The sequence below is a fragment of the Afifella marina DSM 2698 genome (assembly GCF_900102695.1).
Lineage (GTDB): Bacteria > Pseudomonadota > Alphaproteobacteria > Rhizobiales > Afifellaceae > Afifella > Afifella marina.
In genome coordinates, this window is the sequence record NZ_FMVW01000010.1 from 1 (window position 1) to 22,309 (window position 22,309).

General features: G+C 62.7%; 19 protein-coding genes and 2 tRNA genes. 11 read left to right on the top strand and 10 right to left on the bottom strand.

The genetic code is table 11. The features are described 5' to 3' along the window. Positions 1 to 189: transposase (locus BLP76_RS16470; RefSeq protein ID WP_483069164.1), on the bottom strand; the 189-nt coding region annotated here is incomplete at its 3' end. 355 nt (positions 190 to 544) lie between these two features. Here BLP76_RS16470 and BLP76_RS16475 point away from each other — a divergent pair. Then, a complete protein-coding gene (locus BLP76_RS16475; RefSeq protein WP_092815972.1) occupies positions 545 to 2,083 on the top strand; it encodes an acetolactate synthase large subunit in 1,539 nt (512 codons plus the stop codon). Between the two features lie 191 nt (positions 2,084 to 2,274). Here the strand turns inward: BLP76_RS16475 and BLP76_RS16480 are convergent. Next, positions 2,275 to 2,350 (bottom strand) — tRNA-Glu (locus BLP76_RS16480). Positions 2,351 to 2,485: 135 nt separating this feature from the next. Then, positions 2,486 to 2,926 (bottom strand): lactoylglutathione lyase, encoded by a 441-nt coding sequence (gene gloA / locus BLP76_RS16485; RefSeq protein ID WP_092815974.1) that lies wholly within the window; start codon positions 2,924 to 2,926, stop codon positions 2,486 to 2,488. A 34-nt stretch (positions 2,927 to 2,960) separates the two neighbouring features. On the opposite strand from gloA, the gene BLP76_RS16490 reads away from it, so the two are divergent. From BLP76_RS16490 to BLP76_RS16500, 3 genes are all read left to right on the top strand, one after another. Beyond that, positions 2,961 to 3,764 (top strand): SIR2 family NAD-dependent protein deacylase, encoded by an 804-nt coding sequence (locus BLP76_RS16490; RefSeq protein WP_092815975.1) that lies wholly within the window; start codon positions 2,961 to 2,963, stop codon positions 3,762 to 3,764. A gap of 125 nt (positions 3,765 to 3,889) precedes the next feature. Further along, positions 3,890 to 4,465 (top strand): cold-shock protein, encoded by a 576-nt coding sequence (locus BLP76_RS16495; RefSeq protein WP_092815977.1) that lies wholly within the window; start codon positions 3,890 to 3,892, stop codon positions 4,463 to 4,465. A gap of 73 nt (positions 4,466 to 4,538) precedes the next feature. Then, the gene (locus BLP76_RS16500) at positions 4,539 to 4,988 is read left to right on the top strand and encodes a DUF192 domain-containing protein (protein WP_092815979.1); all 450 of its coding nucleotides are present in this window, start codon (positions 4,539 to 4,541) and stop codon (positions 4,986 to 4,988) included. Between the two features lie 67 nt (positions 4,989 to 5,055). Here the strand turns inward: BLP76_RS16500 and BLP76_RS16505 are convergent, their stop codons facing one another. After that, entirely contained in the window at positions 5,056 to 5,418 is a 363-nt protein-coding gene (locus BLP76_RS16505) for a hypothetical protein (RefSeq protein WP_139163768.1), read from the bottom strand. A 257-nt stretch (positions 5,419 to 5,675) separates the two neighbouring features. Here BLP76_RS16505 and BLP76_RS16510 point away from each other — a divergent pair. Continuing rightward, positions 5,676 to 5,752, top strand: a tRNA-Pro gene (locus BLP76_RS16510). A 452-nt stretch (positions 5,753 to 6,204) separates the two neighbouring features. On the opposite strand, the gene cas2 is transcribed toward BLP76_RS16510, so the two are convergent. The 5 genes from cas2 to BLP76_RS16540 all read right to left on the bottom strand — a co-directional run bounded on the left by cas2 (position 6,205) and on the right by BLP76_RS16540 (position 12,377). Then, a complete protein-coding gene (cas2, locus tag BLP76_RS16520; RefSeq protein WP_092815985.1) occupies positions 6,205 to 6,495 on the bottom strand; it encodes a CRISPR-associated endonuclease Cas2 in 291 nt (96 codons plus the stop codon). A 92-nt stretch (positions 6,496 to 6,587) separates the two neighbouring features. Then, positions 6,588 to 7,541 (bottom strand): type I-C CRISPR-associated protein Cas7/Csd2, encoded by a 954-nt coding sequence (gene cas7c / locus BLP76_RS16525; RefSeq protein ID WP_092815987.1) that lies wholly within the window; start codon positions 7,539 to 7,541, stop codon positions 6,588 to 6,590. Continuing rightward, positions 7,534 to 9,297, bottom strand: a complete 1,764-nt coding sequence (gene cas8c, locus BLP76_RS16530; RefSeq protein ID WP_092815989.1) for a type I-C CRISPR-associated protein Cas8c/Csd1 — start codon at positions 9,295 to 9,297, stop codon at positions 7,534 to 7,536. The genes cas7c and cas8c overlap by 8 nt, the downstream gene beginning before the upstream one ends. After that, positions 9,294 to 9,992 carry a type I-C CRISPR-associated protein Cas5c gene (gene cas5c, locus BLP76_RS16535; protein ID WP_092815990.1) on the bottom strand — a complete coding sequence of 233 codons (699 nt, stop codon included), beginning with the start codon at positions 9,990 to 9,992 and terminating at the stop codon, positions 9,294 to 9,296. The genes cas8c and cas5c overlap by 4 nt, the downstream gene beginning before the upstream one ends. A 96-nt stretch (positions 9,993 to 10,088) precedes the next feature. Continuing rightward, entirely contained in the window at positions 10,089 to 12,377 is a 2,289-nt protein-coding gene (locus BLP76_RS16540) for a CRISPR-associated helicase/endonuclease Cas3 (protein WP_092815992.1), read from the bottom strand. 1,337 nt (positions 12,378 to 13,714) lie between these two features. On the opposite strand from BLP76_RS16540, the gene BLP76_RS16545 reads away from it, so the two are divergent. The 3 genes from BLP76_RS16545 to torA are packed head-to-tail and all read left to right on the top strand — an operon-like array spanning position 13,715 to position 18,595. Beyond that, on the top strand, positions 13,715 to 15,412 hold the full coding sequence (locus BLP76_RS16545) for a c-type cytochrome (protein WP_092815994.1): 1,698 nt from the start codon (positions 13,715 to 13,717) through the stop codon (positions 15,410 to 15,412). Continuing rightward, a complete protein-coding gene (locus BLP76_RS16550) occupies positions 15,409 to 16,047 on the top strand; it encodes a TorD/DmsD family molecular chaperone (RefSeq protein WP_092815996.1) in 639 nt (212 codons plus the stop codon). The genes BLP76_RS16545 and BLP76_RS16550 overlap by 4 nt, the downstream gene beginning before the upstream one ends. A gap of 49 nt (positions 16,048 to 16,096) precedes the next feature. Further along, entirely contained in the window at positions 16,097 to 18,595 is a 2,499-nt protein-coding gene (torA, locus tag BLP76_RS16555; RefSeq protein ID WP_092815998.1) for a trimethylamine-N-oxide reductase TorA, read from the top strand. Positions 18,596 to 18,771: 176 nt separating this feature from the next. Here torA and BLP76_RS16560 read toward each other — a convergent pair whose 3' ends face one another. Continuing rightward, positions 18,772 to 19,083: a BA14K family protein gene (locus tag BLP76_RS16560; protein ID WP_170130536.1), complete on the bottom strand. Its 312-nt coding sequence runs from the start codon at positions 19,081 to 19,083 to the stop codon at positions 18,772 to 18,774. A gap of 208 nt (positions 19,084 to 19,291) precedes the next feature. Here BLP76_RS16560 and BLP76_RS16565 point away from each other — a divergent pair, with 208 nt between their 5' ends. From BLP76_RS16565 to BLP76_RS16575, 3 genes are all read left to right on the top strand, one after another. Further along, entirely contained in the window at positions 19,292 to 19,852 is a 561-nt protein-coding gene (locus BLP76_RS16565) for a DUF2478 domain-containing protein (RefSeq protein ID WP_200170602.1), read from the top strand. Between the two features lie 195 nt (positions 19,853 to 20,047). Further along, the gene (locus tag BLP76_RS16570; RefSeq protein ID WP_092816001.1) at positions 20,048 to 20,974 is read left to right on the top strand and encodes a LysR family transcriptional regulator; all 927 of its coding nucleotides are present in this window, start codon (positions 20,048 to 20,050) and stop codon (positions 20,972 to 20,974) included. A gap of 165 nt (positions 20,975 to 21,139) precedes the next feature. After that, positions 21,140 to 22,303 (top strand): ABC transporter substrate-binding protein, encoded by a 1,164-nt coding sequence (locus BLP76_RS16575; RefSeq protein ID WP_092816003.1) that lies wholly within the window; start codon positions 21,140 to 21,142, stop codon positions 22,301 to 22,303. Positions 22,304 to 22,309: the final 6 nt, after the last annotated feature.

Genomic DNA, 22,309 nt, shown 5'->3' on the forward strand with positions numbered 1-22,309 from the left:
CTTGAACATCAAGGTCGGATCGAGCGCCGGGCGGCCATTATCCGGACAGTAGAGCCCCGCAACCCGGTCATGGATGAACGAGAAGTCGATCACCGCGTCGATCTTGCGAAGCAGGTGATCCTTGGGAACCAATTGATCGAGTGTCACCATCTCGATCGCAGTCTGCTCAGGGGCCGGGCTCTTCAACATGGCCCACTGAATCAAAAAGCCCCGGCTCACGCCAGGGCTTTGTCAGCAGTCTGAGGGCGGCTCATGTGGTGAGCCGCCTTTTTTGTATCAGCGCCCTCGGTCGGGGGGCGGATCCGCCATCCGGCCGACGCGGCTGGCGGATTTTTCGGCCGCGTCTTTTTCATCTCGCAAAACTCATTGTCGCCGCACGTGCCGTCCCATAGGACGGAGCGGGTGGGAGGCGTCCGTCGCCGCTGGAAGCGACCGACCAGGGCGGAGCACGGCCCCATTTTGCTCTTGCGCCGGAACCTCGTTCCTGGCGCTCGGGTAGAAAAGTGAAGTCTCCGAGAAGGACTCTCCAAAAAAGGACAATGCGATGAACGGCGCACATAGCCTCGTCAAAACCCTCCTCAATCAAGGCGTCGACACCTGTTTCGCCAATCCCGGCACGAGCGAGATGCACTTCGTTGCGGCGCTCGACCAGATCGACGGCATGCGCTGTGTCCTCGGTCTGCAGGAGAACGTCGTGACGGGGATGGCCGATGGCTATGCGCGGATCGCGGGCAAGCCCGCCTGCACGCTCCTGCATTGCGGGCCTGGCCTCGCCAACGGCCTTGCCAATCTTCACAATGCGCGCCGGGCAAGAGCCGCGATCGTCAACATCGTCGGTGACCAGGCGACGTATCATCGCCCGCATGACGCGCCCCTGACGATGGATACGAGCAGCCTCGCTCATACGGTGTCCGGCTTCGTGCGTGCTTCAACTTGCGCTGCCGATGTCGGTCGGGATGCTGCGGCCGCGACGCAGGCCGCGCGTGCACTGCCGGGGCAGGTTGCGACCCTGATCCTGCCGTCCGACACATGCTGGAGCGAGGGCGGGATCGTGGCCGATGCTCTGCCGGCGCTGACCGCGGCACCGCTCGACCCGCATTCCATCGAGACGGCCGCGCGGATGCTGCGGAACGGCCGCGAGACCCTCATTCTCCTCGGGGGCGCCGGGCTTCTTCAGCCGGCCCAGGAGCTTGCCTGGCGCGTGGCGCAGGCGACCGGTGCCACGCTCATGGCGGATTTCGTTTGCGGGCAGGTGGCGCGGGGGCGGGGCCGCGTGCCGCTCGCCCGGGTCCCTTATGTGGCCGAAGCCGCGCGGGCCGCACTTGAGCGGTTCGAGCAGATCATCCTCGTCGCCGCGAAGCCGCCGGTCTCCTTCTTCGCGTATCCCGGTCAGCCATCGATCGAATATCGTGCGGAGGCAGAGCTCCAGACATTGGCGCGCGGCGACCAGGACGTGGTTGCCGCCTTGCAGGCGCTTGTCGATGAGCTTGGAGCCCCTCCGGCGGCAATGCCGGATCCGGGAGCGCGGCCGGAGGTGGCACACGGCGCGTCGACGCCTGAAGGTCTCGCCCGTACCGTTGCGGCCCTCATGCCGGAGAATGCCATCCTCTGTGAGGAGGCGATCTCCTATAGCCGTGGCTTGTACGATGAGACCTATGCCGCGCCCGCGCATGACATGCTGCACCTCGCAGGCGGGGCGATCGGAGATGGCATGCCTGTTGCGACGGGGGCGGCTGTTGCAGGCTCCGGGCGCCGGGTGATCAATCTCCAGGCTGACGGGTCGGCCATGTACACGATCCAGTCGCTATGGACGCAGGCGCGCGAGAGACTGCCGGTCACGACCGTCATTTTGAACAACCGCCAATATGCGATCTTGCTCGGCGAGTACGCCAATGTCGGTGCGACGCCGGGAGAGACGGCGATGCAGATGCTCGATCTCGGCAATCCCGATCTTGGCTGGATCAATCTCGCCAAAGGCATGGGCGTGGAAGCCGCACGCGCCGAGACACTCGATGAACTCGCAGACCTGATGCGAGCAAGCTTCGAACGCGACGGGCCCTTCCTGATCGAACTGATGATCTGATTCGGCGATTCCGGCTCGCGTGATTCGCTCAGCTGGCCGGAATCGCACCGCATCAGTACACGAGACGCGGCCTGTGCGCGCTTATCGGCGGGCGCTCCAGGTCATGGGACGCGATTTGACGGTGATGTGAGAGAAGAAAGGCGCCTCGCGCCGCATTCTCCTGACGAATCGCATGTGCGACGCCGGGAGAATGGTACGCCCAAGGGGAATCGAACCCCTGTTTCCGCCGTGAAAGGGCGGCGTCCTAGACCGCTAGACGATGGGCGCGTCGCGGCGCCTTATAGTCGGGTGCGGCGCCGCAAACAAGTCATGCAAGGAAAATCATGAAGGAAATTTGATTGCCCTTGTTCGCCCTCTCGCGCAGGCGGTCGGCAAGGGCCGCGCGCCTGCACGAAAGCGCTCTTACCAGGAGCCGGTGTTCTGCATCGAGGCCCAGGGTTCGGCCGGTGGCAGCGCGTCACCCTTTTGCAGAAGCTCGATCGAGATCCCGTCCGGGGACCGCACGAACGCCATGTGGCCGTCGCGCGGGGGGCGATTGATCGTCACACCGCCGTCCATCAGCTTCTGGCAGGTGTCGTAGATGTTGTCCGTGGCAAAGGCGAGATGGCCGAAATTCCGGCCGCCGTCGTATTCCTCTGGGTCCCAATTGTAGGTGAGTTCCAGGAGCGGCGCACGTTCCGTCTCCGCTCGGGCCTTGTCATTGGGCGCTGCGAGGAAGATCAGGGTGAAGCGGCCTTTCTCGCTCTCGCTGCGGCGGACCTCTTCCATCCCGAGCTTGTTGCAGTAGAAGTCGAGCGATTGGTCGACGTCTTTAATACGCACCATAGTGTGCAGATATTTCATGCATGCCTCCGTGAGTGGGTTGGCGGGAAAGCTTATGGCACAGATCCAAACTGACAATGACACGCTCTTGGGTGAGGCGGCGCATCTCCAGCGTCTGGTCGATGACGCGAAGGCGATCGTCGCCTTCTGCGGCGCTGGCATCTCGACCGAATCGGGGATCCCCGATTTTCGCTCGCCCGGCGGCATCTGGTCGAAAATGGAGCCGATCACCTACCAGGAATTCATGGCGAGCGAGGAGGTGCGGCTGGAGGATTGGCGGCGGCGTTTCATGCTCGACGAAATCTATTCGAAGGCCGAGCCGAACATCGCGCACCGTGTCCTTGCCCATCTCGTTGCGGAAGGGCGCTCGCCGGGGGTCGTCACCCAAAATGTCGACGGATTGCACCAGCGGGCCGGTCTTTCGCCGGAATATCTCGTGGAGCTTCACGGCAATGCCACCTACGCGCATTGTCTCGACTGCCGCGAGCCTTTCACGCTCGGCGAAGTCCGCAAAATGATCGAAGCGAAAGGTGAAAGCCCGCGCTGTCCCGATTGCGGTGGCTTCATCAAGAGCGCGATCATTTCCTTCGGCGAGGCGATGCCCGAGCATGAGATGCGGCGGGCGTTCGAACTCGCCAATGAATGCGACCTGATGATCGTCCTCGGCTCGTCGCTGGTGGTCCATCCTGCGGCCACAATACCGCTCTTCGCCAAGCAATCCGGGGCGCGGCTGGTGATCTTGAACCGGGAGGAGACGCCGCTCGACGACGTCGCCGACATCCGTTTCTCGGGCGAGATTGGTGCGCTTCTTAGCGCTTTATTTCCCGAGCTGAGCGGTGGTGGGCAAGGAAAGCCGTGAAAACTTCTTAAAGGTCTTGTGGCCTCTGGCCGCACCGATGTTATGCTTTTTTGCACGAATCAATGGACCGATTTTGGAAGCTCTGCCGTTCGCAGGCTTGTGGGTCCTCGATGGAGTGGTCTCGTATGGGCTTCAAGCCGCAAGCGGATGTCCGCGAAGACGCTGTTCGCGACGAGGCCGCGTCTGAGGTGATCGAAGTTTCGGGCCATATCAAATGGTTTGATGTCGCCAAAGGGTATGGCTTCATCGTGCCCGACAACGGCATGCCGGATGTGCTGTTGCATGTCACCTGTCTCAGACGTGACGGGTTCCAGGCCGCCTATGAGGGCGCCCGCGTCGTGTGCGAAGTGCTGCCGGGCGCGAGGGGGCTGCAGGCGATGCGCGTCCTTGCCATGGACGAAAGCGAGGCACCGCATCCCTCCACATTGCCACCCACGAGCCAGCGCAGCACGGTGACGCCGACGAGCCCGCTCGTGACTGCCACGGTCAAATGGTTCAACCGTTTGAAGGGCTACGGCTTCGTCACGGAAGGCGAAGACGCTCCGGACATTTTCGTCCACATGGAGACCCTGCGGCGTTTCGGAATGGCCGAGCTCCGTCCGGGTCAGCTCGTGCTTGTGCGCTACGGCGAAGGCGAGAAGGGCCTGATGGCTGCCGAGATCCGGCCACATTCGGGCGGCCATATTCCGGTGTCCCACTGATTCTACCCCACTGATTCCAACGTCTCGGGCGACTGGGACCGCATTTCTCATCTTGAACTGAAGGCTTGGTGTGATGGCTGTCCGGCTGGTCTCTTTCTTCGTCAGTCTCATTTTCTTGGCTGCCGGCGCTGTGGCGCAGGGAGCGACAGAGCCGCTCACCATCAAGAGCGCCCAGGGCACGCACACTTTCGACGTAGAACTCGCTCTCACGCAGCAGGAGCGGTCGCGGGGTCTCATGTACCGCCGCGAGGTGCCGCGCGGGACTGGCATGCTCTTCGATTTCGGCTCCGACCGCCCGATCACGATGTGGATGAAAAACACCTACGTGCCGCTCGACATGGTGTTCATCGGATCGGATCACAAAGTCCAAAGCATTGCCAAGGAGACGACGCCCTTGTCTGAGACGACGATCGCCTCTGAGCGGCCGGTGCGTTTCGTGCTTGAGGTCGCTGGTGGGACGGCGGACCGGCTTCATATCCGGCCGGGCGACCTGGTTTCCGGCAAAGCGATCGAGCGAAACTGACCTGCCGTCTGTTCGCCCTCGCAAGAAGCAGATAGGCCGCGTTCGATCGGCTGTTTCGCGCCTGCCTTCAGGCTGATCGGGCCCGCTTTCGTTCAGCCTTCTGATAATCCTCCAAAACCTTGGCGCCGGGCAGATTGGTGACGAAGCCGTGGAGGACGAGCGCCACCATGAACGCGGTGGTGAAATCGTCGAGATCGACATCGGGCCTGTCGCCCATGCGACGGATCCAGGAATAGACGGAGATGTCTTCAAACAGGCGGTCGGTCGGGACGGATTGTCCGCCACCCAGCCGTTCCAGCCCGAAATCGGTCACCGCCCATTGGCGCCCTCGCCACAGAATCCCGTCTTCCGGGGCGATTGCGGGGGAGGGGGAGTTCGCCGCAGGCGATGATGCAGACATCGGTTGTTCGGTTGCGGGCGCGTCGTTCATCGTTCTCTTCTCCAGTATTGCGAGGGGCTTAGCAGAGTGCCGGCGTTCTGGACAATGTCCGGAAGGAAGGCAGGAGGGAGCCGGAAGCGGCCTGAGCGCAACGCAAGCTGACTTTGAAAGTGTCGAGCGTGCGGGGCAGGGGTTGGGGAAAGGGGATGATGGTGCCGGTTTCCGGAATTTTCGGCTTTCGCCTCCACCCTCACTTTCCCGCTTGCGCCGGCGGCCCCAGCCTCCTAGTTTCCGCGCCATTGCGGCGTCGGGGCATAGCGCAGTCTGGTAGCGCACCTGCTTTGGGAGCAGGGGGTCGCAGGTTCGAATCCTGCTGCCCCGACCATTTAAGCTTCTGATATCAAGAAGATTTTGGGATCGCGGATCTTGGCGGACAATCCACCGCCAAGGTGATCGGCAACGATACGCGGCCGCAGATTTGCAGCCGACGCAGCGTCGATACGGCTTTGACGAGTCGAGCCGTGTTTCGATCCACGCCCCTGCGTGACGGGCGACGAGATCGGCCTGTCCCACCGGAACTGCATCACGGTTTCGATCCACGCCGCTGCGTGAGGGGCGACGGCCTCACGATAAAACGAGACCAGGGCAGAGAAAACGGCGATGTTTGCGCGAACCGTGCCTCGGCGTGCCTCTGGAAGACTGCGCGTCGGCAAGCGCTTCCGTTTCAGTGCAATGTTTTCAGGAGGTTGGGGCGTGCGTGAACTTGCCGGGAAAACGCGGCACGCTTGCGGTTCGCGACAGCTCTTCAGCGTTGCCTCGGCTTTTGGTGGTGGAGGATCATACGATCAGGGGGCCTTCAAGATCGGATGCTGGCTTGGCGCCAACATGCTCGACGCGGCGTTGCCCTTTTGCGCCGAGATAATAATAGCGCAAGCTGTCGGCTGCCGGATCGATGATGCCTTCCAGCCGCGCCTTCAGTTTCGTCCATTGGGCCGGGTTGACCTCGATCTCGAAGACCGAGAATTGCACGCGCTGGCCGAAATCGCGGCAAGCCTTGGCGATGCGTCGGAGCCGCCTGGCACCACCCGGCTCACTCGTTCTCACGTCATAGGTTACGAGAACCAGCATCGTCTATTTCCAGAACCAGGGCGGGTAGGCGTCGAGATCGCCGCCTCCTGCAGGAGCTTTTCTCCCGAGAAGATCCGCCGCCGCCATCGCCGTCACAGCCGCTCGATGATCTCCACCCCGTCCGGCAGGTTCTCCCGGTCGATCGTCACGGCATAGTCGGAGAAGGCGCGGGCGGGAGGCGCGTTGTCGAGGCGTTCGCTGCCCGGCTCGTACGTTTCGCCCTTGAAGGTGCGCCAGATCTTGACGCGATCGAAGAGGCTATGGGCGGGCGCATTGCCGAGCGCCGTTGCATGGCGGAAGACGATGAGCTTCCTGGTCGCCATCTCGCCGCGTGCGGCGGAATGGTCATGCTCGAACATGGCTTCCAGCGCTTCCATGAGGAGTGCCAGGTCATCGTCCGAAAAACCGGTACGCTCCGCAAGCTTTGCAGAGATGAAGCCATGAGCACGATAGAGGCCATAAGGGACAATGTGCTTGCGCCCCATGGTGCGGTTTTCCGTGCGGGCATTGTCGTCATCGGCCTCGCCTTCGCGGCGTTCTTCTTTTTCTCTGGCGGTGGTCGCTGCCATGCGGGTGATGGAAATCTCCTGCGGCACGATCGGTTCGGCCGACTGCGCAAAGGTCATCTGCACAGGCCCCCGCACCTGACCGCAATTGATGCCTGTCGACATGACGGCCCCGAAGGTGCGGACATCGAAGAAATTGTCGCACATGAAGCGGCGCAGCTTGTCGGCTTCCTCGTCGCCATGGGGGTTGAGCTTCGCACCATCGACCTTTTCGCCCGGCCGGATGGCTCTGTAAGCCTCACGGTGTTTTTCGTTCAGGATTGCGCCTTCTTGCACGTAGATGGCCCGGCCGCTCTCTCCTCTATGCGCGATCTCCATGTAATTGCGGATCTTGCGCTTCAGACTGACGTCGGAGACGAGGCCGTGGCCCGTTTCCGGATCGAGCCGGGGCAAGTTTCCCGCATCGGGATCGCCGTTCGGATTGCCGTTCTTGACGTCGAAGATCAGAACGAAGTCGTGGCGCTGCGCAAGATCAGGCATCGGTCGAAGTCTCCTCAGACGAAATTTCTTTGGGCGCGAAAAAGGCGTTGCGTTGGTGGTAATAACCGAGGCCGAAAAGAGCCTGCTCGGTGGCCGATAAGGTCGCGGGGAAGGGGTCCGAATTCGGATCCATCAGGTCCATGATCTCGCCGATCGTGCGCTCCATATGGATGCGCTGGCCCGGCCGGACCTTGCCGATCTTCGACAGATGGTTGGCTGAACCTGCCTCCAGGCGTGCGAAGACTTTTCTGGGCTGGGCGGAGGCCGCGCCGTAGAATTTGTCCTTGATGGTGGCGTTGACGCTGCGGCCGAGTGCGCCGGTCTGGGCGTGCTCGTAGGCCGCGAAGAGGCGGCCGAGCAGATAGCCTTTGTTACGATTGTCCGGGTCGAGCGCCACAGGAGCCTCCTTTTCCTTACGGAAATTGCGAACGAGAATGGCCTTCAGCATCGATGCGCGGCGGGCGTTGATGATCCCGTCGGAGCGGATGCGCATGAGAACCGTATTGAGAAGCGTGAGCGGGTAGGGCGTGCCCGTCAGAATTGCGCGCGTCCACTCGCCGGCGAGGTTCGGCGGGACGTTTTCGCGCTTGCCGAGGACCGCCGTCTCGGAAAGATACTGCCAGAGCGCCCGCGTGCCGTGTGGGTCGGGCGGCGCGATGCGCATGTCCGCGCTGTAGCGGCCGTAGTTTTTCGCAAGCTCGCCGAAACTCTCCGCCAGCCAGAAGCGGACAGAAATGCGCGCAGCGTTCGGCGCCAGGCCCAGCACGTAAAAGCGAACGCCCTCGCCGAGCTTCGGTTCGACGTCTTTCAGCGCCTGGCCGGCGCGGATTTTCTCAAGCACGATGCCGACCCGCTTTGCCGCGGCTTCGTCCTCGGCGGCCGACGCCTTAGTGTCCGCTCCGCCGACCATCGCTCCGAAGATTTTCTCCGACAGAGCGGCCATTTGCGTGTCGTCTGCTTCCGCCCAGAACACGGTCGACGCGTCACCGATCTGCACGCGGTGTCCGGAATCCTTTTGGAGGAAATGGTTGAGTGCGCCGGCATAAGCTTCGGCGGCGCTTTCCGAGACCGGCGCGTTCTCACCTTGCTCATGGCCGTAGGATTCGAAGGCGTCGAGATTGAAAGACACGATCGAGCCGCCAGAGGATTGTCCGCCCCAAACGCCCTTGATCGCCGGGTGCAACCGCGCGACCGGCGCACGTTTTCCCGAGATGAGGCAGATCTGGCCGCCACCCTCTGTGTCGCCTGTATTGAGAATCTTAAGGGCTGCAGGGCGGCCATGCAGATGAATGTTTTGCAGCCGCTCGTCTTCCAGCGCGAAGACGACGTTCTCGTCCCTTAGATCCTCCGAAAAATGCGCTTCGAACATTTCGGGCTGCCACAGGTCGAGAAAACGGAGAAAGGCAAGCAAGCCCGGATCGTCTGTCGCGCCAATCAGTTTGCGGTGATGATCGACGAAGGCCTGATGCTCCTGCACCGTGCGCTTGCCAGATCCGGCGGTTACCCCCAACGCGTAAGACGTCTTGTCCCAGAACGTGTTCGGAAGGATCGCGACCGTCCGCTTCACCGGGGCCGGCACAGGCATCTGCCGCGCGACCTTCTTCTTGCCTTGAGCTTCCCGCAGGTCCGTGACGGTGGCGATCGTCCCACCGGGGTTTAGTCCAATGGCGAGCCCGATCTTCTGCATGGCGAAACCGGGCCGCGGCGCGTCGGGGATCCGCTCATAGGCGCGCGCCAGGGATTGCAGGATGGTCATCGCAGGATCTCCGGCGAGCCGGGGGGCGGCACCTTCACGACGCCGTTTTCAAGCATGGCGCGAAAAAACAGCGACGGCCGCCCCTTCGCCTGGTGGTCGATGTCGAAGAGCATGAAACCGAGATCGCGTGGGGTGCCGTAGCCGAGCTCGGCCGTATGTGCGGAGCTGTCCGGCTCGGGGATCGGTTCATCCGGGTCGATCAATCGGAAGCGGGCGTCGAACTCCCTCGTGCCGAGGCAGGGCTGGTGGAAGCACTGTCCATTGCGCGCCCGGCGATTGAACATGTCGAGATGCTTGCCTTCGTTGTCCTGCGGCCCGGCCTTTTCCGTCATCTCGAAATGCGCGGCGATGACGTAGGCGACGTCGACGAGGATGGTGGAGGCGCGCTGCTGGCGGTCTTCGTCGACGAGGAGGGCGAGGCCGGAGAGATCGCCGCGATTCATCGCCGTCTTGGCATTGCGGGCGGAGGCTTTGTGACCCACCTCGTTGCGCCGGATGGACCGGAAGCGGATCGGCTTCAGGATGTGGATCTCGTCGATCGCCCAACGGATCGCCGGCTTCCAGTGGATCGCCTCCAGAATGCCGCGCGCGGCCGAGGGCGTCATCACATCATAGGAGACGCGCTCCACCTTCATTTCGGGTCGGGTGAAGCAGGCGAAGGGACCTGAGACCAAAAGACGGATGCCGTAGGTCATGGTGAATCGCCCCCTTTTGTTTTCTCGGTTACTGATTATCCCGTCTCTTATGGAGATCGTGCAACTGGGCCGTGTGGCCGCAGAGAAGGTCGTTTTCTAAGCGATGGTGTTTTCGAGCGCCAAGTACTCTGCATTCTCCCAGAGCAGACCAACGTCTTCCTCGTAGAGCGCGTCCGTCTTCAGGATCGCGAACTGATCTCCCCGTAAATCCGGATGTGCAAAGGCGATATGTTCGTTTGTCTTGAGGAGTGCCCGCGCCTTGGGCGGTACCAAAACGAGGTAGGGCTGCAGCTCGCGGGCGATCGCGCCCGAAGGGATGGTCGAGACTCCGAGCTTTGCGACGGCCTGCTCCGCGCGCTGGCCGCGGGCGACGATCACCGCCGCCATGCCGTCGTCGATCATCCGGTAGTGTTCGGCGATGGTGCGATAGGCAATGTCCGGACCGTAGCTCTGCGAGAATTGTGAAAGATCGAGGATGGGCTTGCCGAGGCGTGCCTCGCCGGCCTGCCAGTAGACCTCGTGAAAATAGCGCTCGATGGCCTCCGGCGCGAAATGGTTGTCGAAGAGATCCTTCATTCGCTCCATGCTGCCGATGAGGCTTTTGATTTCGGCCGGCGGCGCATGGTCCGGGTCGGACGGCTTGAAGACCGTGACGACGCTTTCCTCGACCGGTCGCCGCATCTCTCGGTTCACGCGACCGGCCGCCTGTGCGATCTGGTCGAGCCCCGCTTCGGCGCGCCAGGCGACGGGGAAATCGACATCGACGCCGGCTTCGATCAGCGACGTGGCGATCAGACGGCAGGGGCGTTCGTCTTTGAGACGCCTTTTCACGTCAGTGAGGATGTTGCGCCGGTGCATCGCATATTGCCGGGTCGTCAGATGCACGAGCCCGTCGAGCTCCTCGGCCTGTGCCGCCCTGTAGAGATCGAGAGCATGGCGACGACTGTTGACGATGACGAGCGCCTGCGGATGCTCCTTGAGAGCTTCCACGAGATCCTCGTCACTCATCTCCCCGGCGAAGACGAGACGTCCGCGCTCAAAGGCCTTGTGAAGTCGCGGCGGGTCGGGAGCGAGCTCGCGGCCGTCGAGATCGAGCGCCAGGAGATGGTCTGGCTTCAGCGCCTTCAGCTTGCGTGCATCGAAAGCGGGCTGGGTCGCCGTGCACAGAACGATCGAGCAGTCGTAATTGCGGCAGAGCTCGTCGATCGCCCAGACGGTTGGTGCCAAGAGCTTCTTCGGCAGGGTCTGTGCTTCGTCGAGCACGATGACGCTGCCGGCGATGTTGTGGAGCTTGCGGCAGCGCGAGGTGCGGGCGGCGAACAGGCTCTCGAACAGCTGCACATGCGTTGTGACGATAACAGGTGCGGCCCAGTCTTCCATGGCGAACCGCATCTTGGCCTTCATCGATCGGGTGCTGTCCGCTGCGCCGACGTGGTCGGTCTCTTCATCCTCGATGGCAGAATGATGCTCCAGCACAAGATCGTTGCCCAGGATCTCCCGGAAGATCGCGGTCGTCTGGTCGATGATGGAGGTGAACGGAATCCCGAAGATGATCCGGCGATGGCCGTGGTGTTTCGCATGGTCCAGCGCGAAGCCGAGCGAAGCGAGCGTCTTGCCGCCGCCGGTCGGCACGTTGAGTGTGAAGAGGCCGGGAGGCATCGCGGCGCGTGCCCGTGCAGTGGCAAGGATTTCGGCCCGCAATCGCCCGATTTCGCTCTGCGGCTCGCCGAAAACGGCGATCCTCTTCTCAAAGGCGTCCAAAAACGTGGGTAGGCATTCCGCAAGGCTCGGCCAGTCGCGGTCCTTCGCGACGTCTCCGGTTTTTTGGTAGAAGAGCTCGGTCTCCTTGAAATCTGCGTCGACGAGGCAGGAGAAGAGCATGCGCCCGAGCATGGCGAAGCGAAAGGCGCAGCGCGGCCAGTCGGGGGCCGTCCAGTCGAAGGGCGGCACGAGTTCGGACGGCGTGTCGGGGAGGAGGTCGGCCCAGCCGGGCGCCAGAGCTTTCATAGTACAACCGCCCAGCCGCTCCTCCAGGGAGCTGGGCTGATGGCTGGCCCGATCCGGCAGTCCGGCATGGTGGCCGGCGATCGCCTGTGCCATGAGCCAGGCGATCCACTGGTTCGGGGCTTCCGTGAAGAGGTCGGGAACGGCCTTCGCACCGGCCGTGGAATGGTCGACCGGTTCGCTCGCGCCTTGCAGCCGCGCCTGGAACGCTGGCGAGAATTTTCCCAGGTCATGCAGGGCGCCGCAAAACGCGGCGGCCTCCGCGAGATTCAAGGGCGCTGCGAATTCGCGTGCCCGCCGCGCCACGTCACTGAGGTGGTCAGAGAGAAGCTCCCAATCGCAGCAATCGGTCGCCTTGGTGGAATGGGCGTAGAATTCCATCGTCCTTCACCGTCGCGATTTTGCGAGTAAGACGTAAGGGATGGTTATGCTTCCCGAAAATATCGGGCGCGATTATTGTTCAAAATGATCTGAACAATCCAATTCGGAATCGATTATTGCAAGAATGCTCAAGTGTTATCGTGCAGCACCAGTTCTCGGGAGGAGAATATCGTCGCATGCTGGCGGTTGTCCCTGAGGTGGCAAGTGTGCGTCTCCCGGTGGTGAGGCGCTCCATGCACGGGCCGGGACCCAGTGGAGCCCGTGCATGGCGAGAGTAGCTTTTCTCTTAGAGCCCTGCATAATGCCGTCTTGCGTTACTTCGTTGACGGATCGGCAACCTGTTTGCCGCAGATGGGAAAGTGCGGCAGCCGCAAAGACAGAGGGGGTAATCATGGGCGCGCGCTGACATTGCCCCCGGGTGCTCTCTCTCTCTTGATTCTGGTCTGGCGGCGCGCTGCCGTGTGGCGGAGCCGTCTATCGGGTTTTCCCATTCAAACGTGATGTAAACAGGAATATTTACTGCCTGTTGTCTCGATTGTTTTCGTATCCGAGAGATCGTAATATCCCTCGGCAAAGTCATTCGTCTCGTTCTCGCAGAATTGGCGCGAGGAGGGCGGGCCTTCGAAGTTGTCGTTTTCTTCTGCATATGGGCAGCTTTTGCGTGTCACAAGGACGTGGCTAGTCCGTTCCTGGGAGGCCTCCGCTCCCGATCCCGCAGCTCGCGGTGCCGGCGGACCACGTGCTGCCGCGGCTTGTGAGCACCTGGTCGAGCCGTCGTGTCCTCAGCCCCTACGGAGGTTTTTCGGTGCGGCCAGAGGCAAGATCGCTTTACCGTTGAAACTTGATTTTCCTTATCCGGCTTTTTCATCACAACCTGTTGAACGGGCTGCCGTTCCCGTCGGAATTTCGGTACCGTCTCTGTGCCGCGGTCGCGTCCGCGCTCGGATTCTTGAAGGTGCCCGACCCGGGGCAGGTGGCAACCGACCCGGCGGGCCAGGCAGGGCGCCCACCGCTTCGGGCAGGGAAGGTGCGACGCGTCCGACAGGGGTGTCGTACAGGACATCACCAAGTTGAGCGGTACGAGAGGACAAGGAGGGGTATGTGCGATATGCGCCGATTGATACAAATCAAAGGCATGGTGGGTGCATGCCGCTAAACTTACGTTCTGCTCGGCCGCGACCATCGTTCATGTTTTCCGTTACTCTCGGAACTTCCGTAAAAATGGACAGATACATTTGCGATGCGCTGTTTTCGTGCCGACCGAGCGTCGCACTCCGCCGCCGGGCGCATCTCGTCCCGCCAATGGCCCCGTCCGAAGCCAAACAAGGTAGATCGCGTTGAAGAACCCCCGCAAATTCGCCAAAACTCTCTCCATCGGGGTCGCGATCGTCGTGGTCGCCGGCCTCGTGGGCTTCCTGGTCCTCACCTCGCCCGTGACCTGGTCGCTGACGCATCCGGAACGCGATGTTGCCGATGCCGGCCCTGCCGATCTCAAGAACGGCCGCACACTTTTCCTGGCTGGCGACTGCGCCACCTGCCATGCCTCGCCGAGGCAGGACGATCCGCTCCTCCTTGGCGGCGGCCGCGAGCTCGATACCGAATTCGGGCTGTTCCACATGCCCAACATCTCCTCCGATCCGGAACATGGGATCGGCGGATGGACGCTCGCCGAATTCACTCGCGCCATGCGCGAGGGGGTAGGTCCCGGCGGGATCCTGCCAGACGGCCAGAACCTCTATCCGGCCTTCCCCTACACCTCCTATCAGAGGATGTCGGCAAACGATGTTCGCGACCTCTTCGCCTACATCAAGTCGCTTAAGCCGGTGGCGAGCGACGTGCCGGACCATGAACTGAAGTTCCCCTTCAATATCCGCCGCGGCGTCGGCGTGTGGCGCCTGGTCTTCCTCGACGGCAAGGCTTCGGCGCCGACGAGCACCAAGGCGCTCAAGGTCGCCAAGAACGAGGCAGACCCGATGAAGCCAGTCGTCATCGACGCGTCTCCGGAAGCGATCCGCGCGCGCGGCCAATATTTGGTCGAGGGTCCGGGCCATTGCGCCGAATGCCATTCGCCGCGCACCTTCATGGGCAATATCCCTGACGATCTGCGCTACGGCGGTGGCCCGACACCGGAAGGTAACGGCTATTTCCCGAACATTTCGCCCGACGAGACCGGGATCGGCTTCTGGTCAGTCAACTCCACCGCCAATTACCTGCTCACGGGCATCAGCCCGATCAACAAGCGAGCGGGTGGCGACATGGAGGAGGTGATCGCCAACACCTCGCAGATGTCTGCGGCCGACCGCTACGCCATGGCCGTCTATCTGAAGAGCATCAAGCCCGTCGACCGGCCGGCCCCAGGCCAGCCTGAACCGAACCACACCAGCCAGGTGGTCATGCTGCCGGAGGCCAAGGCCAAGGAAATCGTCTTCCCGACGTCCTCGGAAAATGCCGTGGAAGAAGCGAACACCGTCTACGTGATGCACACGAAGTCGTTCTTCCTCGATCCTGCCAATGTCGGTGCGGCCGAGACCTCGGCGGAAGGCTCCGAAGATGGCAAGTTCCTGGGCGGCACCGAGCTGCACGTCCTCGGACATGACGGCGACAAGGTCCAGGTCGCGCTCGAAGGCTGGCAGATGGAGGGCGCCGATTCGGTCGTCTACGCCCAGAAGGGTCAGCGTATCATGCAGGCGGTCCTCGCCGACAGCGCCATCGAAGCTCTCGACAAGGGAGAGTCCGTCGTCGATCCCGATACGGAGCAGACCTGGACAAAGGTCAGCCTCAAGGGTTGGACCGAAGTCGATGGCGTACTCGTCGACCAGCCGGAGATGTGGCAGTTCACGTCCAACCTTTTCAACAGCACCTGCGCGGCGTGTCACACCCTGCCTGAGCCCAGCCATTTTCTCGCCAATCAGTGGATCGGCACGCTCGGGGCGATGAAGCGCTTCACCTCGCTTGCGCCGGACGAATATCGCCTGCTTCTCGCCTATCTGCAGAACCATGCGAAGGATACCGCTGCGGCGGAGGAGGCGCATTGACCGATCTCGGCACCACGCGGCCCGGCGCGCACGAAGCGTCGGCGCCCGGCTTCGGTCGCGACGAAGAGACGATCTTCGTCGCCGACTGGCTGAGCGGTCTCTTCATCGCGCCGCTCGATGAGGGCGCGATCGAAGCCTACCGTTCCGGGCCCGCCGCGGCGCTATTGTTTGAGATCGCCGAGGCTTTTGGCTGCCCGGAAGCCGGCCGCCGCCTCGATGCGGTGCTTGCCTCGGGCGAGGCTCATGCCGTCGCCGGAGAGCTGTCGCGCCAATATACGCGGCTTTTCGACGGCCTCGGCGGACCGCAAACGATCGCGCTTTACGAAAGCGCCACACGCGGCGGCCACCGCCTGTTTCAAGAACCCTTCGCGGAGATGCAGGCGGTGCTCCGTCACCTCGACGTGGCGGTCGGCCAAGCTTGCCCGGAACCGGCAGACCATCTTTCGATCGAGCTCGCCGCATTCGCCGCGGCGATGCGCCAGGGCGACGGCGTCATGGCCGCAGCCCTTGCACAGCGCCTCAATGGTTGGGTGCCGCCGCTCGCCGAAGCAATTGCGAAAGCCGATCCCGAAGGCTTTTACGGTGCTGCCGGCCTCATTCTCGCAGGGTTTCTCAGAACCCTTTCATGCCATTAGACGCTTTCGGCCGCTCCCCGAAAGCGTTCTGCGAAAAGGTAGGAACTCCATGTCCACCACCTCTACCCCCCAGCGCCCCGCCGTCTCGCGCCGTCATTTCCTGCAGGGGGCGGCGGCCCTCGGCGCCCTCGGCATGGCCGGCTCCTCGCTTCTCACCAAGGGCGCACTGGCGCAGTCGGCGAGCAAGGACACCATCTCGGCGTGCCATTGGGGCGTCTTCCGCGGCCACAAAGAGGATGGCCGTCTGACCGCGCTCACGCCCTGGGAGAAGGATCCCTTTCCCTCGCCGCAATTGCCGGGCGTGCTCGATTCGATCTATTCGCCGACGCGCATCAAGTACCCGATGGTGCGGCGCGCCTTCCTGGAGCAGGGTCCGGGTGCCGATCCCGAAGGCCGCGGCACCGGCGATTTCGTGCGCGTGAGCTGGGAGAAGGCGATCGAACTCGTCGCCAACGAATTGGTGCGCGTGCGCGACACGTATGGCCCGACGGGCATCTTCGGCGGTTCCTACGGCTGGAAGAGCCCCGGCAAGATGCACAACTGCCAGACGCTGCTGCGCCGCCTCCTCAAGCTGAATGGCGGCTTCACCAACAGCTCGGGCGACTACTCGACCGGCGCCGCCCAGGTCATCCTGCCCTATGTCGTCGGCTCCATCGAGGTCTACGAGCAGTGCACGACCTGGCCGGTGTTGGCGGAGAACACCGAGCTCATGGTCTTCTGGGGCGCCAATCCGCTGCGCAATTCGGAGATCTGCTGGCAGGTTGCCGATCACGGCTCGTTCGTCGGCGTCGATCTTCTGAAGAAGGCCGGCACCAAGGCCATCTGCATCGATCCGGTTCGCACTGAGACGGCGCAGCGCCTCGACGCCGAATGGATCGCGCCGCGGCCGCAGACCGACGTCGCCATGATGCTCGGCATCGCCCATACGCTCTACAGCGAAGGGCTGCACGACCAGGGCTTCCTCGACAAGTACACGACCGGCTTCGACAAGTTCCTGCCCTATCTGACCGGCGAGGTGGACGGCCAGCCGAAGAGCGCCGAATGGGCGTCGGCTATCTGCGAGATCCCAGCCGACACCATCAAGGATCTGGCGCGTCGCTTCGCCAGTCACCGCACCATGCTGGCCCTCGGCTATTCCACGCAGCGCCAGCACCACGGCGAGCAGGTCCATTGGATGCTGATCACGCTCACGTCGATGCTCGGGCAGATCGGGCTGCCTGGCGGCGGCTACGGCTTGAGCTACCATTATGCCTCGGGCGGGGCGCCGACGCACAATTCGCCGATTCTCACCGCCATGTCGGACCAGCCGGGCGGCGGTACGGTTGCAGTCGGCGAGCCGGCTTGGCTGGCCGGCGGCGGCACGGCCTCCATCCCGGTCTCGCGCCTGGTGGAGACGCTGCTCAATCCGGGCAAGAAGATGGATTTCAACGGCCACGAGATCGAGTTGCCGACGATCAAGCTCGCCTATTGGGTCGGCGGCAATCCGTTCTCGCATCACCAGGACCGCAACGAGATGGTGCGCGCCTGGCGCAATCTCGAGACGTTCATCGTCCATGATTTCCAGTGGACGGCGACGGCGCGGCATGCCGACATCGTTCTGCCGGCGACCACCTCCTACGAGCGCAACGACATCTCGCAGGTTGGCGATTATGCGCTCAGCCACATCGTGCCGATGAAGAAGCTGATCGACCCGGTGTTCGAATCGCGCACCGACTACGACATCTTCACGGCGATCGCCCACAAGCTCGGCAAAGGCTACGAATATACAGAGGGCAAGACGGAGATGGACTGGATCCGCGGCTTCTACGAGGCCGCGATGATCGAGGCTCGCGCCAAGGGCATGGAGATGCCGGTCTTCGATGCCTTCTGGGATAGCGACGAAGCGCTCGAATTCCCGCTCCTCGACGAGCAGAAGAATTTCGTCCGCTATGCCGACTTCCGCGCCGATCCGCTCCTCAACGCACTTGGCACGGCGTCCGGCAAGATCGAGATCTTTTCGCGCAACATCGAGAAGATGCATTACGACGACTGCCCGCCGCATCCGAGCTGGATGGAGCCGGTGGAACGGCTGGACGGCCCGACCACCCGATATCCGCTGCACATTGCGGCGAACCATCCCGTGAAGCGCCTGCATTCGCAGCTCTGCGGCACCTCGCTGCGCGAGGATTATGCCGTCAAGGGACGCGAACCCTGCTGGATCCATCCGGAGGATGCGGCCGCGCGCGGCCTCGTCGATGGCGACATCGTGCGCGTCTTCAACGACCGTGGCCAGATCCTCGCAGGTCTCGTCGTCACCGACGTGATCCGCAAGGGCGTCGTGCGCATCAATGAGGGCGGCTGGTTCGATCCTGTCGATCCGCGCACGCCCGGTAGCCTTTGCCGCTACGGCGACGTCAACAATCTCACCGTCGGCATTGGCACCTCCAAGCTGGCGCAGGGAAATTGCGGACAGACGGCCGTGGCCGAGGTGGAGAAGTTCGAGGGGCCTGTTCCGGAGATCATGGTCTTCAGCGAGCCAGCAGCCCAGAAAGACGCCTCGAAGACCTGAACGGGTCCGACGCAGCGTGAAAAAGCAAGACCGCGCTGTAGGCCTCTGGTACCCGCCGCGCGGTCCATCTCATCTGCCTCACACGGCAGGGGCTCATAGAGCCGGCGATTAAGAAGAGAGTTCGGCGGCGCGCATGCGCGCCGCTATTTCCTGATCGGTCGTCAGTCGACAACCCGTCAATTGGCTTCGCCGCTCTCTTCCTCGCTATAGGGCGAGACGCATTTCCGCTTGAAATTGTTGTCGCTGACGAAGGTGTCCGTCTGCGGATCGTAGGATTTGTAGCGCCCGGAGCACCAGGCTGCGTGAAGTGTGTCGGGGAGCGGGCCGGCAGGGCCAGGAGCGGGCTCGTCCTTGCTCTTGGCCTGGACATAATTCTCGTCCTGCGCCGGCGCCGGCGGCAGGTCGTAGGCGAGCGCTACGCTGCGCAAGGCCATGGAGAGAACGAATGCGGTGGCGGCCGCGGTGCCGAATGAGCGAAGCGTGGTCATGGGTGGGAATCCTTCCGGCCGGTTGGCCTGCTGCAATGCAGGCATTCAAGGGTCACAGTTAGGGCGCTCAGAAAAATGGCCAGACGTGAAACAAGATCGCTTAGTGGTTGATAGAAAATATGTTTCTACTTCTGGGGCAGGAATGTTGTTGGCCTTTTTCTGAGGCGAGGTGGGGGCGTCCGTCCCGTTTGCGCGGCGGGAGGAGGTCATGACCGAGGAGGCCGTTCCGCCCATGGCGGCCGTGCATGTCGAAGGCCGCGGAGGCACCGACCTCTTGTTGAGGGCCGTTGCCCGCGATCTCGCGGCGCGCGGATTTTGTATCACTGGCGTCGTCCAGTCGAACCCCGAACGTGCGGCTCGGACGCGTTGCGATATGGATCTCACCGTTCTGCCTGACGGCCCGACATTGCGTATCAGCCAGGATCGCGGCGACGGGGCGCGCGGCTGCCGCCTCGATGTCGGCGCGCTCGAAACCGCTGTGGCAGGCGTCGAGGCGATCCTGGAAAAGGGCGGGCTCGACCTTCTCCTCATCAACAAGTTCGGCAAGCGCGAGGCCGAAGGACACGGCTTTGCCGCAACCATTGGGACGGCGCTCAGCGTTGGCGTCCCCGTCCTCGTCGGCGTCAACCAGCTCAACCGGCCCGAGTTCGAGGCTTTTGCAGATGGCCTCGCAACCATGCTTCCGCCGCATCACGACGCAGTGCTTGCCTGGTGTCTCGCCGCAACCGGCACCACAACTGGAGACGAGCGGCCTGTATTTGCGGTCTAGGTTCTGAACTCACAAACGGAATTCCGACCGGTTTTTAGGCTCCTCTAGGCGGTTCATCGTGGGGATTGCCGATGCCGGAACCCTCCGCGGCTCGCTCCTTGTGAGCCATGGCCATACGTGGCTTGCGAGCGGATCGCTTTCGTTGCGCCAATTGCGCTACTCTCCGATCCCCGCGTTCGAGCATGGCAAGCCCGCATGAACATCACGCTGAAGCAGGTGCGCTATTTCATAGCTGTCGCCAGCGGCCAGTCGGTGTCGCTTGCAGCGCGCGATCTGCATATCTCGCAATCGGCGATCACCGTCGCATTGAAGCAGCTGGAGCAGGAAGTGGGGGCGGCGCTCTTCCTGCGCACGCCGCGCGGCATGGTGCTGACTCAGGAGGGCCACCAATTCCTGCGCCACTCGGAACGCATTATGGCGGTCGTGGCCGATGCGGGGCGCGCGCTCAAGGTTCGCGAGCCAACGGGCGGCGGGACCTTGACGATCGGTGTGACGGCGCTCGTCGCAGGCTATTATCTCGCTGACCTTCTGGCGCGCTATCAGCGCGTTTATCCGGAGGTGGACGTCAAGGTCGTGGAAGACCAGCAGCGCTTCCTCGAGCATCTCTTGATCGGCGGCGAGATCGATGTCGGCCTTCTCATCTCCTCGGCGCTGTCAAATCGGGATGCGCTCGCCAGCGATACCTTGCTGCGTTCGCCCTATCTCGTCTGGTTGCCGGCCAATCATCGGCTGTTGGCGCTCGATGAGCCCTCGCTCAGCGATCTCGCGGACCAGCCTCTGGTGCAGCTCACCACAGACGACATGCACGCCATCACGCAGAGGCACTGGCGCGAGGCCGGCATCAAGCCGCGCACCGTCTTGCGGACGAGTTCGGTGGAGGCGATCCGCTCGCTCGTCGGCACCGGGATCGGCCTCGCCGTTCTGCCGGACATGACCTATCGTCCATGGTCGCTCGAGGGTGACCGCGTCGAGGTTCGCCCTTTGAAGGAGGTGTTTCCGACGATCGATATCGGCCTCATCTGGCGGAAGGGAAGCCTTCTGCCCGAGCCGGCGCGAGCCTTCATCGAGCTTGCGCGCGAGCAGGCAAAGCTGCGCGCCCGCCAGTCGCGGCCGGGTCGATAACAGCTCTGGCACGCTGCCTTAAAAATGAGCGCGATGAGCATGGCGACAGACCGTTCGATTTTTTTCATAGGCTCGCTTAGTTTTTCATATTTCTCACCGCGAAAGATTTCCGATTAGCTTCCTCTTGCCGATAGCGGCGCGGCTCAAAGAGGGGAGAGCAACGTCATGCGCGAGAAAAGAATCCGTCGAGTGGTGGCAGCGACCACCGCATTTGTTCTGGCTGCGGGCCCGGCCTTTGCCGAGCCGCTGCAAGAGCTCGGCGATGCGGAAGGCGAGGTCGATATCGTCGCCTGGCCGGGCTACATCGAACGCGGCGAAAGCGATGCCGCCTATGATTGGGTGAGTGCCTTCGAGAAGGAGACCGGCTGCAAGGTCAATGTGAAGACCGCCGGGACCTCCGATGAAATGGTGGCGCTGATGAACGAGGGCGGCTTCGACCTCGTCACCGCCTCGGGCGATGCCTCCCTGCGCCTGATCGCCGGCGGGCGCGTCCAGGAAATCAACACCGCACTCATTCCCTCCTGGGACAGCCTCGACGATCGGCTGAAGGATGCGCCCTGGCACACCGTCGAGGGCAAGCATTACGGCGTGCCCTATCAATGGGGCCCGAACGTGCTCGCCTACAACACCGACGTCTTCAAGGATTCGCCGCCCGTTTCCTGGAATGTCGTCTTCGAGGAGCAGGATCTGCCGGACGGCAAAACCAACAAGGGTCGCGTCCAGGCATTCGACGGGCCGATCTATATCGCCGATGCCGCGCTCTATCTGATGAGCACCAAGCCGGAACTCGGCATCAAGGATCCATACGAGCTCAACGAAGATCAGTACAAGGCGGCGCTCGAGCTTCTGCGCGAGCAGCGCAAGCTGGTGAACCGCTACTGGCACGACGCCTTCGTGCAGATCGACGATTTCACCAATGAAGGCGTGGCCGCGTCCAGTTCCTGGCCGTTCCAGGTCAACCTCCTTAAATCGGAGAACCAGCCGATCGAGAGCGTCATCCCGAAAGAGGGGGCGACCGGCTGGGCCGATACGACGATGATGCATTCGGAGGCCGCGCATCCGACCTGCGCCTATAAGTGGATGGAGCATTCCATCGACAAGAAGGTGCAGGGTGACGTTGCCGCCTGGTTCGGCGCCAATCCATCCGTTCCCGCGGCTTGCGAGGGCAACGAGCTCCTCGGCGACAAAGGTTGCGAAACGAACGGTTTCGGCAAGTTCGACGAGATCCATTTCTGGCGGACGCCCAGGGCCGAATGCGACAGCCAGGAGAGCTGCGTCCCTTATTATCGTTGGGTCTCCGATTACATCGCCGTTCTCGGCGGCCGTTGAACGACC